Source organism: Variovorax humicola (genome assembly GCF_037889915.1).
Taxonomy (GTDB): Bacteria; Pseudomonadota; Gammaproteobacteria; order Burkholderiales; family Burkholderiaceae_C; genus Variovorax; species Variovorax humicola.
Window position 1 is genome coordinate 41,730 of sequence record NZ_JBBKZV010000016.1, and the last position, 12,852, is coordinate 54,581.

The window sequence follows — 12,852 nt, forward strand, 5'->3', positions numbered from 1 at the left end:
CATGCAAGCCCCCATCCAATACCACCGCGCTGACGACGGCATCGTCACGCTGACCTTCGACGCGCCCGGGCAGAGCGTCAACACCATGACCGACACGATGCGCGAGTGCCTCGCGCAGCGCGTGAGCGAACTCGAAGCGGCCAAGGACGACGTCACCGGCGTGATCCTTAGCTCCGCCAAGGACACCTTCTTCGCGGGCGGCGACCTCAAGCGCCTGTACGACATGCAGCCGGCGGACGCGGCCCGTTTGTTCGAAGCCACCGAGCGCGGCAAGAACAGCCTGCGCCGCCTGGAGAAGCTCGGCAAGCCCGTGGTCGCCGCGCTCACCGGCACGGCGCTCGGCGGCGGCTTCGAGATCGCGCTCGCCTGCCACCATCGCATCGCGCTGGACAAGCCCAAGGCCCAGTTCGGCCTGCCCGAAGTCACGCTGGGCCTCATGCCCGGCGCGGGCGGCGTGGTGCGCCTGAACCGGCTGCTCGGCCTGGCCGCGAGCCAGCCGTACCTGCAGGACAGCAAGCTGATGTCGCCCGCCGAGGCGCTCAAGGCCAAGCTGATCCACGCGGTGGCATCGACACCCGAAGACCTGGTTGCACAGGCCCGTGCCTGGATCCTGGCCAACCCGACGGCGGCCCAGCCATGGGACACGCCCGGCTACAAGCCGCCCGGTGGCTGGACCGACGCGCCAGAGGCCAAGCGCTGGATCTCCACCGCGGCCGCCCAGGTGCGCGCCAAGACGCGCGGCTGCTATCCCGCGCCGGAAGCTGTCGTCTGCGCGAGCCTGGAGGGCATGCAGGTCGACTTCGACACGGCCAGCCGCATCGAGACGCGCTACTTCGTGCAGCTCGTCACGGGCTCGGTGTCGAAGAACATCATCGGCACCTTCTGGTTCCGTGCCAACGAGATCAAGTCCGGTGCGCAGCGGCCTGAAGGCGTGGAGAAGAAGCCGGTCAAGACACTGGCCGTGCTGGGCGCCGGCATGATGGGCAAGGGCATCGCCTACGTCGCGGCCACGCGCGGCATCGACGTGTGGGTGAAGGATGCAACCCAGGCGCAGGCCGAAGGCGCCATCGCCGCGGCCGACAAGCTGCTGGCCAAGCGCGAGGAAAAGGGCGAGCTCGACGCGGCCAGGCGCCAGCAGACGACCGCCCGCATCCATGCCACCGACCGCTACGAAGACCTGGCCCACGTCGACCTCGTGGTGGAAGCCGTGCCGGAGAACCCGGCGCTCAAGGCCGACATCACGGGCAGCGCCGAGCCGCTCCTGCGCGGCGACGCCGTCTGGGCCTCCAACACCTCGACCTTGCCCATCACCGGGCTCGCGAAGGCATCGACGCGGCCCGATCGCTTCATCGGCCTGCACTTCTTCTCGCCGGTGCACCGCATGCAGCTGGTGGAAGTGATCAAGGGCGCGCAGACCTCGAAGGAAACGCTGGCGCATGCGCTTGACTTCGTGATGCAGCTGGGCAAAACGCCCATCGTCGTCAACGACAGCCGCGGCTTCTTCACCAGCCGGGTGTTCAGCACCTTCACGCGCGAGGGCGTGGCCATGGTGGGCGAGGGCCAGGACCCGGCCAGCATCGAGGCGGCGGCCATGTTCGCGGGATTCCCTGTGGGACCGCTGGCCGTGCTCGATGAGGTGAGCCTCGCGCTGTCGTACAACAACCGGCTGGAAACGCTCAAGGCCAGCGCGGCGGAGGGCCGGCCGATGCCGGCCCACCCGGCCGACGCGGTGATGGAGCGCATGCTCGGCGAGTTCGGCCGCAAGGGCCGCGCCGCGGGCGGCGGCTTCTACGACTATCCGGAAAGCGGCAAGCAGTTCTGGCCCGGCCTGGCTCAGCACTTTGTTTCCGGCGGACAGTTCCCGCAGCAGGACAAGCAGGACCGGCTGCTGTTCTGCATGGCGATCGAATCGGTGCGTATCCTGCAGGAAGGCGTGCTCGACAGCGCCGGCGACGGGAACATCGGCTCGGTGCTCGGCATCGGCTTTCCGCGCTGGACCGGCGGCGTGTTCCAGTTCCTCAACCAATACGGCCTCGACAAGGCTGTCCATCGTGCCGAGTACCTCGCCGAGCACTATGGCGAGCGCTTCGCGCCGCCGCAACTGCTCAAGGACAAGGCCCGCGCCTGCGCCGCGTTCTAGTCATTCATTCAAGGAATCCAGCAAATGATCCGTATCAAGAACCTGCTGACCGCGCTGTTGGTGATGGCGGCGGCCCTGCTTGGCGCGCCGGCCGTGGCGGCCGACTATCCGAGCCGGCCGATCAAGATCATCGTGCCCTACGCGGCCGGCGGCACCATCGACGTGATGGCGCGCACGCTTGCGCCCAAGCTCGGCACCGCGCTGGGCCAACCGGTGGTGGTGGAGAACCGTCCCGGCGGCGGCACGATGATCGGCGCGGACGCGGTGGCGCGCGCCGATGCCGACGGCTACACGCTGTTCCTCGGCTCGAACGCGGCCTTCACCATCAGCCCGCAGATCATGCCGAAGATGAACTACGACCCGCTGCACAGCTTCGCGGCCATCGGCACGCTGGCCGCGTTTCCGAACCTGATCGTGGTCAAGCCCGATTCGCCCTACAAGAACCTGGCGGAAATCGTGGACGCAGCGCGCAAGGATCCCGGCAAGCTGAGCTATGCCTCGTTCGGGGTCGGCAGCACCGCCCAACTGTCGGGCGAGGCGATCAAGGTCATGGCCGGCGTGGACATCATCGAAGTGCCCTACAAGAGCGGCGCGCAGTGCGTGCAGGCCGTCCTGGCGAGCGAGGTGACTTTCGGATTCGACACGGCCGTGGGCTCGGTGCAGCGCGTCAAGGCGGGTCAGTTGCGCGCGCTGGCGGCGACGTCCGGCACGCGCTTGAGCGACCTGCCGCAGGTGCCGTCCATCACCGAAGCGGGCTATCCGACGGCCGAGGTGATTGCCTGGGTCGGCATGTTCGCGCCCGCGGCCACGCCGGCGCCGGTGCAGAAGACGCTGGCGACTGCGCTGCAGAAGCTGATGAACGACCCGGAAGTCAAGCGCCAGTACGCGTCCCTGGGCGTGCAGGCCAACTACACCGATGGCGAGGCGACCATGAGGATGATGCGCAGTGAATACGTGCGCTTCGGCGTGCTGGTCGAGAAGGCCAAGATCAAGGCGCAATAAGGCGCGCGGCGTGCTTGTCTTGCGGGCTGGTATTCCTCCGGCCCCAGGATGAGCACGCTGCGCTTCAAGCCATCCAGGCGGTCCTTGCCGGCAACCCCTGGTTCAATAGTCGGACGCGGAATTCCTTCCGCGCCGCAAGTCCGGCAACCACGTTTCCCAGTTCACCTCGCGGCCCCCGCGGCCGGCCGAGGACTTCGACACCATGTCCATCCGCGAAATCCGTTCGCGGACTGGACGTGAAGGAAGACACCGGCGCACCGGTGAATCTCAGCTAGACGACTTGTAGTGATCGACCGAGCCGCTTGAGGCGCCTCGATGACGCCCCGACCCTCAGTGCATGGGCCGAGGGCGGCCGATCTGCCTGCGACGCGGCTCGCGTTTCCATTTGTCATGCAAATTGAACAAAGGGTTTATCCCTATGCGCGGCTGGCCGGCAAACCCTAAACTTCGCTCTGTCGTTTCACAAATAAAACAATGTTTCATTAGTGAAACCAGCGGGTCCAGGAATTCCAGTCCGACGCTCCCTCCCCGGATTTCCGCAGACCGGCTTTCAGTTCGCACCCTTTTTCGCACAGGTCGCAACCATGATGAAGCAATCACGTCGCCAGGTTCTCGCACTCGCAATGTCCGCCGCCGCTGCTTGTGCCGCCGCGCCGGCCTTGGCCCAAAGCTACCCGTCCAAGCCCATCACGCTGGTGGTGGCCTACCCGGCAGGTGGTGACACCGATGCGCTGGCCCGCCTGTTCGGCGAAAAGCTGTCCACCCGCCTCGGCCAGCCCGTCGTGGTCGACAACCGGCCCGGCGCCAGCGGCGTCATCGGCAGCAGCTACGTGGCCAAGGCGCCCGCCGACGGCTACACGCTGTTGCTGGCGCCCAGCACCTTCTCGATCGCGCAACTGGTCTTGAAGACCAGCAGTTCGGCCGGCTACGACGTGTTGAACGGCTTCACGCCGATCATCGAAACGGGAACGCTCCCGCTGTTCCTGGTCGCGGGTTCCGGCGCCGGCATGAAGACATTCAAGGACGCGGCGGCTGCGGCAAAGACCCAATCGCTGTCCTACGCCAGCCCAGGCAGCGGCTCGCCAATGCACATCCTCGGCGAACTCGTCAACAAGACCGTTGGCATCGACCTGCATCACGTGCCGTATCGCGGCGTGGCACCGGCCGTGAACGATGTGCTGGGCGGCCACGTGCCCCTCACCTACATCACGCTCGGCCCTGTGGCGCCTTACATCCCCGGCGCGAAGATGGTGCCGCTGGCCGTGGCTGACAGCAAGCGTTCGCCGCTGGCACCCAACGTGCCGACCTTCGAAGAGCTTGGCTACAAGGGCCTGGAAGTGGGCGCGTGGCACGGTGTGTTCGGGCCCAAGGGCATGCCGGCCGATGTGGTCAAGACGCTGAACGCGCACTTCAACGAAATCCTGAAGATGCCCGACGTGGTGTCGCGCATGGCCACGCTGGGCGCTATCCCGCTCGGCGGCGCGCCGGAGACGCTCGCGAAGACCAATGCCGCCGACTACGAGCGCTTCGGCAAGGTCATCAAGGACCTCGGCATCCAGGCCGACTGACCGGCACCCGACCCGCATCCGAGCCAACGCCAGGACACCATGACCGACATCAAAGCAGTTCCCGATCTCGACAGCCTGCAAACGCTGCTGAACGAGTTGCCCACCAACCTCCTCGCCGGACGCCGCGTGCTGGTGACGGGTGCTGCCCGTGGCCTGGGCCTGGCGTTTGCCAAGTGCATCGCCAAGGCCGGCGCCAGCGTGGTGCTGGCCGACATCCTGGCCGACCTGGCGCAGGCCGAAGCTCAGGCGCTGCGCGAAGCGGGCTTCACGGCCCACGGCGTGGCGCTCGACCTGTGCGACCCGGCGTCGATCGAAGCCTGCGCGGCCACCGCGACGCAACTGCTCGGCGGCCTGGACGGGCTGGTCAACAACGCCGCGATCACCAACTCCGGCGGGCGCGACGCGCATGCGCTGGACATCGCGGTGTGGGACCTCGTGATGGACGTCAACGTGCGCGGCAGCTGGCTCATGAGCCGCGCCTGCCAGCCGGCGCTGGCCCAGTCGGGCCGCGGCGCCATCGTCAACCTCGCCTCCGACACGGCGCTGTGGGGCGCGCCCAACCTGCTGGCCTACGCGTCCAGCAAGGGCGCGGTGATCTCGATGACGCGCTCGCTGGCGCGCGAATGGGGCGGCGACGGCATCACGGTCAACGGCGTGGCGCCCGGCCTCACGCTGGTCGAAGCGACCGAATACGTGCCCATGGCGCGCCACCAGAAGTACCTGGAAGGCCGCGCAATTCCCCGCGAACAACAGGCGGTGGACGTCTGCGGCGCGGTGCTGTTTTCCCTTTCCGGCCTGTCGCGCTTCGTGACGGGCCAGTTGCTCGCCGTCAACGGCGGGTTTGTGATGCATTGATTTTTTCGACCAAGGAGTTTCCCGATGAGCGATCTATCCGAACAAAAAGGCATCGACCAACCGAGCTGGGCGCGCCCCGACGGCTCGAGCTTCGAGCAGTGGATGACCAGCCGCGTCGCGCGCTTCTCGACGCGCAAGTACGACTGGAACGCCCTGAAGTTCCAGGCCGACTACGACCCCAAGTTCCGCCGCGCGCAGATGCGCTACATCGGCACCGGCGGCACGGGCGTGGCCAGCGACATGAACACGGTTCCCGCGGAGAACTTCACCTTCTCCACGATGGTGATTCCCGCCGGCCACGAAGGTCCGCCGCACCTGCACACCGACGTGGAAGAAGTGTTCTTCGTGCTGCGCGGCAAGCTGAAGGTGGTGCTGACCACGCCTGAAGGCGATCGCTTCGAGACCGTGCTGAGCGACCGCGACCTGGTCTCGGTGCCGCCGGGCGTGTACCGCGAGGAGATCAACATCGGCGACGAAGACGCGCTGATGTGCGTGATGCTGGGCGCCAAGGTGCCGGTCACTCCGACCTATCCGGCCGACCACCCGCTGGCCAAGATCAAGCGCTGAGAGAGGCAATGATGAACGACGCCGCCGTGATCCAGACGCCCGCGCTCCCGCCCTCGGAGCTCGAACGCCTCGATGCGCGCTTCCCGGCGCGCAGCGTGGCGGTGCGGGGTGGCGCGGTGTCGGTGCGCGAGTGCGGCAACGGCCCGGCCATCGTTTGCCTGCACGGCATCGGCTCGGGCGCCGCTTCGTGGCTCGACACCGCGCTGCTGCTGGAAGCGGACGCACGCGTCATCGCATGGGACGCGCCGGGCTATGGCGAATCGACGCCGGTCGACGCGGCGGTGCCCACGGCGGCCGACTTTGCGGATCGCCTGCATGGCCTGGTCGATGCACTCGGCCTGGCGTCGTTCGTGCTCGTCGGACATTCGCTCGGTGCGCTCACCGCGGCTTGCGCAGCGCGCCCGGGTTCGTCGCTTGCAGCGCGCATCCGGCAACTCGTGCTGATCAGTCCGGCCGGCGGCTACGGTGCGCCGTCGCGTGCCGAAGCGAGCCAGCGTGTTCGCACGCAACGTCTCGCGACGCTGGACCAGATCGGGATCGCCGGCATGGCCGCGCAGAGCGCGGCCCGGCTCCTGTCCGAGGGTGCCGGCACGCAGGCCCGCCAGTGGGTGCGCTGGAACATGGCGCGCCTGAACGAGTCGGGCTACCGACAGGCCGTCGAACTGCTGTGCGGCGGCGACCTGCTGGCCGAACTGCCGCCGGCGATGCCGGTGCGCGTGGCCGTGGGAGAGCGCGACGTCGTGACGACACCGGAATCGTGCCGCGAGGTCGCCGACGGGTGCGGCGTTGCGCTCGAACTGATCGCCGACGCGGGGCATGCCAGCTACGTCGAGCGACCGCAAGCCGTCGCCGCGCTGCTGCGCGACGTGCTCGCCACCTGATCAACACCTAGGAAACGACATGACCAACGAAGTGATGGACGAAGGCGCGGACCGCTACAACGTGCCCGCGCTCGAACGCGGACTGCGCGTGCTGTGCGAGTTCAGCCGCGAGAACCGCACGCTCTCCGCGCCCGAACTTTCGCGCCGCTTCGACCTGCCGCGCTCGACCGTGTTCCGACTGCTCACCACACTGGAGAACATGGGCTTCGTCGAGAAGACCGATGGCGGGCGCGACTATCGCCTCGGCCTGGCCGTGCTGCGCCTGGGCTTCGAATACCTGGCCTCGCTCGAACTCACGCAACTGGGCATGCCTTTGCTGCAGCGCCTGTCGGATGAACTCCACACGCCTTGCAACCTGGTGGTGCGCGACGGCCGGCACATCGTCTACGTCGCGAAGGTGGCGCCGCCATCGCCCTTCACGAGTTCGGTCACCGTGGGCACGCGCCTGCCGGCACACGCCACGGTGCTCGGCCGCGTCCTGCTGGAAGACCTGACGCTGCCGCAACTGCGTGCGCTCTATCCGGAGGACAAGCTCGAAAGCTTCTCGCCGCGCACGCCGAAGACGGTCAACGAACTCTTCGACATGGTGCAGGGCGACCGCCAGCGCGGCTACGTGCTGGGGGAAGGCTTTTTCGAAGCCAACATCTCGACCGTGGCCGCACCGGTGCGCGACCACAGTGGCCACATCGTGGCTGCGCTGGGCGCCACGATCACCTCGGGCTCCATCGAGGAGAGCCGCATCGCCGAAATGGTCCTGCGCATCCGCAGCACCGCCGACGACATCTCCGGCTTGATGAACTACTCGCCCGCGGCCGCCAGCAAAGTGGTTCCGCTGCGCGGCGGCGACCGCGCCTGAGCGCGACCGGACTGACCCGACCATGACCTCATCGCTCATCACTTCAAGCTTCTTCGCGCCCGACGCCCTGGCCGGCCGCGTGGCCGTGGTCACCGGCGGCTCCTCGGGCATCGGCCTGTCGACCGTCGAGCTGCTGCTGGACTGCGGCGCTGCCGTGGCGCTGTGCGGGCGCAACGCGGAGCGGCTGGACCGCGCCGTGGCCGGCCTGCGTGCCACGCGCCCGCAGGCCAGGCTCTTCGCGCAGACCTGCGACGTGCTCGACGGCGACGCGGTGCGCAGCTTCGCGGCGCAGTCCGAAGCCGCGCTCGGCCCCGCGTCGATGCTCGTCAACAACGCCGGGCAGGGCCGCGTCTCCACCTTCGCCGACACCGACGACCGGGCCTGGACCGAAGAGCTGCACCTGAAGTTCTTCTCGGTAATCAACCCGACGCGCGCCTTCCTGGCGCAGCTGACGGCGCAGCGCCAGGCGCTCGGCGATGCGGCCATCGTGTGCGCCAACTCGCTGCTGGCGCGCCAGCCCGAGCCGCACATGGTGGCGACCTCGGCGGCACGCGCCGGCCTGCTCAACCTGGTGCGCTCCCTGGCCACCGAGTTCGCCCCGCAGGGCGTGCGCGTCAACGGCATCCTGATCGGCCTGATCGAGTCGGGCCAATGGCGCCGCCGCTTCGAGGCGCGCGAGGACAAGGCGCTCGACTGGGCCGCGTGGAGCGGCCAGCTCGCGCACGACAAACACATTCCGCTGGGTCGCCTGGGGCTTCCATCCGAAGCCGCACGTGCGATTCTTTTCCTGGCAACGCCGCAGTCTTCCTACACGACGGGCAGCCATCTCGACATCTCTGGAGGCCATTCCCGCCATGCGTAATTCAAACAACCCCGTCACCGTCGGCGCAGTCGTCGCGGCCTTCCTCGAACAGTGCGGCGTCAAGGCTGCGTTCGGCGTGATCTCGATCCACAACATGCCGATCCTGGACGCGTTCGCGCAGCGCGGCGCGATCCGCTTCATCTCGGCACGCGGCGAAGCCGGCGCGGGCAACATGGCCGACGCCTATGCGCGCTCCACCGCCAGCCTGGGCGTGTGCATCACCAGCACCGGCCCGGCCGCGGGCAACATCGCCGGCAGCATGGTCGAGGCGCTGACCGCCGGCGCACCGCTGCTGCACATCACCGGCCAGATCGAGACGCCGTACCTGGACAAGGGCATGTCGTACATCCACGAGGCGCCCGACCAGCTCACCATGCTCAAGGCGGTGTCCAAGGCGGCCTTCCGGGTGCGCAGCATCGACAACGTGCTGGGCACCCTCAAGCGCGCGGTGCAGGTGGCGCTCACGGCCCCGACCGGCCCGGTCAGCGTGGAGATCCCGATCGACATCCAGTCCGCGCTCACGACGATGCCGGCCGACCTGTCGCCGCTGCCCGTCGAAGCGGCCGTGCCCTCGCAGGCAGGCCTGGACGCATTGGCCGCGGACCTGGCCAAGGCCAGGCGCCCGATGCTGTGGGTCGGCGGCGGTGCACGCCATGCAGGTGCCGCCATCCGGCGCCTGCAGAAGCTGGGCTTCGGCGTCGTCACCACGACGCAAGGCCGCGGCACGGTGCCTGAAGACGATGCCGGCTCGCTCGGCGCCTACAACATCCAGAAGCCGGTCGAGGCGCTCTACCAGACCTGCGACGCGATGGTCGTGGTGGGCTCGCGCCTGCGCGGCAACGAGACGCTCAAGTACGAACTCAAGCTGCCGCGCCCGCTGTACCGCATCGACGCCGACGGCGCTGCCGAAGGCCGTGGCTACGCCACCGAAGCCTTCGTCTGCGGCGACTCCGCGCTGGCCCTGGACGGCCTGGCCGACCGCCTCGAGGCTGCCGGCTACAAGGCCGACCCCGCGCTGCTGAAGGACCTGCGCGCCGCGCACGACCAGTCCGTCGCCACGCTGCGCGACGGCCTGGGCCCGTACGCCGAGCTCGTCAAGCAGATCCAGGCCATCGCCGGGCGCAACTTCAACTGGGTGCGCGACGTGACCGTCTCCAACAGCACCTGGGGCAACCGCGAACTGCGCGTGTTCGAACCCAGCGCCGGCGTGCACGCCACGGGCGGAGGCATCGGCCAGGGCATGCCCATGGCGATCGGCGCGGCCATCGGCGCGACCGAGACCGGCTCCGGGCGCAAGACCTTCTGCCTGGCCGGCGACGGCGGCTTCATCCTGAACCTGGGCGAACTCGCCTGCATGGTGCAGGAGCAGGCCAACATGGTGATCGTGCTGATGAACGACAAGAGCTACGGCGTCATCAAGAACATCCAGGACGTGCAGTACGGCGGCCGGCGCTGCTATGCCGAGCTGCACACGCCCGACTACGAGCTGCTGTGCAGGTCGCTGGCGCTGCCGCATGCGCGCGTGAAGAACCTGGACGAGCTGAAGGGCCGGCTGGCAACCGCCGTGGCCACGCCGGGTCCGTTCCTGCTGGAGATCGACATGCTGTCCATCGGCGGCTTCAAGACCACCTTCGCCGGCCCGCCGACCAACACCATCACGCAGATCCCCGCGCTCGGCACGGCTGCCGTCGCCGGCAAGTGAGCGCACGGCCATGATGCGCGTTGCACTCATCGGCTGCGGTGCCATCGGCACCTCGATGCTCGAACTGATCCAGGGCGATGCGACCCTGGCGGTCGTGGCCATCGTCGTGCCGGACTTCGGCGTGGCGGCGGCGCGCGCGGCCGTCGCGACCCTGGCGCCCGGCGCCGAGGTCGTGACCAGCGTGCCCGCTGCCGGCATCGACCTGGTGGTGGAAGCCGCCGGCCATGCGGCCATCGAGGCGCACGTGCTGCCGGCGCTCAAGCGCGGCCTGCCGTGCATCGTGGCATCGGTGGGCGCGCTGTCGGCCGCCGGCCTGGCCGAGCAGCTCGAACAGGCCGCACAGGCGGGCCAGACCCAGGTGCAGCTGATCGCCGGCGCGATCGGCGCCATCGACGCACTGGCCGCTGCGCGCGCCGGCGGGCTCGATGCCGTGCGCTACACCGGCCGCAAGCCGCCGCAGGCCTGGACCGGCACGCCGGCCGAGCAGGGCCGCGACCTTGCCACGCTGGCGCTGGAAACGGTGATCTTCGAAGGCAGCGCCCGCGAGGCCGCATCGCTCTACCCGAAGAATGCCAACGTCGCTGCCACCGTGTCGCTGGCCGGGCTCGGCCTGGACCGCACCCGCGTGCGCCTGATCGCCGACCCCGGCGTGACCGAGAACGTGCACGTCGTGGAGGCTGAAGGCGCCTTCGGCAGCTTCGAGCTGACCATGCGCAACAAGGCGCTGGCGGCCAACCCCAAGACCTCCGCACTCACCGTCTACAGCGCGGTGCGCGCCATGCGCAACCGCGTTGCGCCCATGGCGATCTGAACCATTGCGACCTGAACCAAAGAACCGGGACCTCACGATGTTTTCTTCCGAACTCCTTCCCGTCAACATCGCAGGCCAATGGCGCCTGGGTGGCGGCGATGCCTACGAGAGCCTGTATCCGGCCACCGGCGAGCCGATCGCACGCCTGAACGCGGTGAGCGTCGCCGACGTCGACGAGGCCATCGAGCGCGCACACCACGCCTTCATGACCAGCGGCTGGGCGCAGAAGCTCCCGCACGAGCGCGCCGCGGTGCTGCACCGCGTGGCGCACCTGATCCGCGAGCAGGGCGAAACGCTGGCGCAGAAGCAGCGCCTGGACAACGGCAAGCCGATCAACGAGACGCGCGCCCTGGTGGCCAGCGCCGCGGGCACCTTCCAGTTCTTCGCGGCCGCGCTGGAGACGCTGGAAGAAACCATCACGCCCTCGCGTGGCCCCTTCGTCACGATGAGCGTGCACGAGCCGATGGGCGTGGTCGCGGCGATCACGCCGTGGAACTCGCCGATTGCGAGCGAGGCGCAGAAGCTCGCCCCCGCGCTGGCCGCGGGCAACGCCGTCGTCGTGAAGCCGGCCGAGGTCACGCCGCTGATGGCGCTCGAACTCGCCCGCATCTGCGAAGAGGCCGGCGTGCCCAAGGGCATCGTCAGCGTGCTGCCGGGCAAGGGCTCGGTCATCGGCGACGCGATCACCAAGCATCCGCTCGTGAAGCGCGTGTCCTTCACCGGCGGCACCACCACCGGCAAGCACATCGCGCACATCGCGGCCGACAAGATGATGCCGGTGTCGCTGGAGCTCGGCGGCAAGTCGCCGACCATGGTGCTGGAGGACGCGGACCTCGACCATGCGGTGAGCGGCGTGCTCTACGGCATCTTCAGCTCGTCGGGCGAATCGTGCATCGCGGGCTCGCGCCTGTTCGTTGCGCGCTCGATCTACGACGAATTCCTCACGCGGCTGGCCGAGGGCGCGAACGCACTGCGCGTGGGCGACCCGGCCTCGGAGCAGACGCAGATGGGCCCGCTGATCACGGCCAAGCACCGCGAGGGCATCGAGCGCTATGTGGAGCTGGGCGTGTCCGAGGGCGGGCGCATCCGCACCGGCGGCGTGCGCCCGCACGGCAACGGCCGCGACAAGGGCTATTTCTACACGCCGACCATCCTCGAAGGCCTGACCAACAACGCGCGCATCAGCCAGGAAGAGATCTTCGGGCCGGTGCTGGTCGCGATGCCCTTCGACAACGAGGAGGAATTGATCGCGCAGGCCAACGACAGCGTCTACGCACTGGCTGCCGGTGTCTGGAGCCGCGACTTCAAGCGCGCCTGGAAGCTGGGCCGCGCGGTGCAGGCCGGCACGGTCTGGGTCAACACCTACAAGCAGTTCTCGGTGTCCACGCCGTTCGGCGGCTGGCGCGACAGCGGCCTGGGCCGCGAGAAGGGCCGCGAAGGGATCTTCCAGTACATGGAGCAGAAGAGCATGTACTGGGGCACCAACGAACAGCCGCTGCCCTGGGCAGGCATATGAAACACCCCCGAAGCGCCTGCGGCGCCTCCCCCTCCAGGGGGCGATACCAGCGGCCCGGCAGAGCCGGTTCCGCGGTATCCCTGGAATTTGAC

At 68.7% G+C, this 12,852-nt stretch carries 11 protein-coding genes; all 11 read left to right on the plus strand.

The genetic code is table 11. The annotated features are described in order from the left end of the window. Position 1: 1 nt before the first annotated feature. The 11 genes from WKW80_RS22325 to WKW80_RS22375 all read left to right on the plus strand — a co-directional run bounded on the left by WKW80_RS22325 (position 2) and on the right by WKW80_RS22375 (position 12,760). Positions 2 to 2,140 carry a 3-hydroxyacyl-CoA dehydrogenase NAD-binding domain-containing protein gene (locus WKW80_RS22325; RefSeq protein ID WP_340365767.1) on the plus strand — a complete coding sequence of 713 codons (2,139 nt, stop codon included), beginning with the start codon at positions 2 to 4 and terminating at the stop codon, positions 2,138 to 2,140. A gap of 24 nt (positions 2,141 to 2,164) precedes the next feature. Further along, positions 2,165 to 3,142 (plus strand): Bug family tripartite tricarboxylate transporter substrate binding protein, encoded by a 978-nt coding sequence (locus WKW80_RS22330; RefSeq protein WP_340365768.1) that lies wholly within the window; start codon positions 2,165 to 2,167, stop codon positions 3,140 to 3,142. Positions 3,143 to 3,729: 587 nt separating this feature from the next. Beyond that, positions 3,730 to 4,710: a Bug family tripartite tricarboxylate transporter substrate binding protein gene (locus WKW80_RS22335; protein WP_340365841.1), complete on the plus strand. Its 981-nt coding sequence runs from the start codon at positions 3,730 to 3,732 to the stop codon at positions 4,708 to 4,710. A 39-nt stretch (positions 4,711 to 4,749) separates the two neighbouring features. After that, positions 4,750 to 5,565, plus strand: coding sequence for an SDR family oxidoreductase (locus WKW80_RS22340; protein ID WP_340365769.1), 816 nt, complete (start codon positions 4,750 to 4,752; stop codon positions 5,563 to 5,565). Positions 5,566 to 5,589: 24 nt separating this feature from the next. Next, the gene (locus tag WKW80_RS22345; protein WP_340365770.1) at positions 5,590 to 6,132 is read left to right on the plus strand and encodes a cupin domain-containing protein; all 543 of its coding nucleotides are present in this window, start codon (positions 5,590 to 5,592) and stop codon (positions 6,130 to 6,132) included. Positions 6,133 to 6,143: 11 nt separating this feature from the next. Then, a complete protein-coding gene (locus tag WKW80_RS22350) occupies positions 6,144 to 7,013 on the plus strand; it encodes an alpha/beta fold hydrolase (RefSeq protein WP_340365842.1) in 870 nt (289 codons plus the stop codon). A gap of 19 nt (positions 7,014 to 7,032) precedes the next feature. Then, entirely contained in the window at positions 7,033 to 7,869 is an 837-nt protein-coding gene (locus WKW80_RS22355) for an IclR family transcriptional regulator (protein WP_340365771.1), read from the plus strand. Between the two features lie 22 nt (positions 7,870 to 7,891). Next, positions 7,892 to 8,731: an SDR family oxidoreductase gene (locus WKW80_RS22360; protein ID WP_340365772.1), complete on the plus strand. Its 840-nt coding sequence runs from the start codon at positions 7,892 to 7,894 to the stop codon at positions 8,729 to 8,731. Then, positions 8,724 to 10,433 (plus strand): thiamine pyrophosphate-binding protein, encoded by a 1,710-nt coding sequence (locus tag WKW80_RS22365; RefSeq protein WP_340365773.1) that lies wholly within the window; start codon positions 8,724 to 8,726, stop codon positions 10,431 to 10,433. Before WKW80_RS22360 ends, WKW80_RS22365 begins: the two co-directional genes overlap by 8 nt. Before the next feature lie 10 nt (positions 10,434 to 10,443). After that, complete coding sequence (locus WKW80_RS22370; protein WP_340365774.1) at positions 10,444 to 11,244, plus strand: aspartate dehydrogenase; 801 nt, start codon at positions 10,444 to 10,446, stop codon at positions 11,242 to 11,244. A 37-nt stretch (positions 11,245 to 11,281) separates the two neighbouring features. After that, the gene (locus WKW80_RS22375) at positions 11,282 to 12,760 is read left to right on the plus strand and encodes an aldehyde dehydrogenase (protein ID WP_340365775.1); all 1,479 of its coding nucleotides are present in this window, start codon (positions 11,282 to 11,284) and stop codon (positions 12,758 to 12,760) included. The last annotated feature ends 92 nt before the right edge of the window (positions 12,761 to 12,852 follow it).

Excerpts from the sequence above, each read along its gene's own strand:
- WKW80_RS22325 (WP_340365767.1), top strand. The coding sequence starts at position 2 with ATGCAAGCCCCCATCCAATACCACCGCGCTGACGACGGCATCGTCACG.
- WKW80_RS22330 (WP_340365768.1), top strand. The coding sequence starts at position 2,165 with ATGATCCGTATCAAGAACCTGCTGACCGCGCTGTTGGTGATGGCGGCG.
- WKW80_RS22335 (WP_340365841.1), top strand. The coding sequence starts at position 3,730 with ATGAAGCAATCACGTCGCCAGGTTCTCGCACTCGCAATGTCCGCCGCC.
- WKW80_RS22340 (WP_340365769.1), top strand. The coding sequence starts at position 4,750 with ATGACCGACATCAAAGCAGTTCCCGATCTCGACAGCCTGCAAACGCTG.
- WKW80_RS22345 (WP_340365770.1), top strand. The coding sequence starts at position 5,590 with ATGAGCGATCTATCCGAACAAAAAGGCATCGACCAACCGAGCTGGGCG.
- WKW80_RS22350 (WP_340365842.1), top strand. The coding sequence starts at position 6,144 with ATGAACGACGCCGCCGTGATCCAGACGCCCGCGCTCCCGCCCTCGGAG.
- WKW80_RS22355 (WP_340365771.1), top strand. The coding sequence starts at position 7,033 with ATGACCAACGAAGTGATGGACGAAGGCGCGGACCGCTACAACGTGCCC.
- WKW80_RS22360 (WP_340365772.1), top strand. The coding sequence starts at position 7,892 with ATGACCTCATCGCTCATCACTTCAAGCTTCTTCGCGCCCGACGCCCTG.
- WKW80_RS22365 (WP_340365773.1), top strand. The coding sequence starts at position 8,724 with ATGCGTAATTCAAACAACCCCGTCACCGTCGGCGCAGTCGTCGCGGCC.
- WKW80_RS22370 (WP_340365774.1), top strand. The coding sequence starts at position 10,444 with ATGATGCGCGTTGCACTCATCGGCTGCGGTGCCATCGGCACCTCGATG.
- WKW80_RS22375 (WP_340365775.1), top strand. The coding sequence starts at position 11,282 with ATGTTTTCTTCCGAACTCCTTCCCGTCAACATCGCAGGCCAATGGCGC.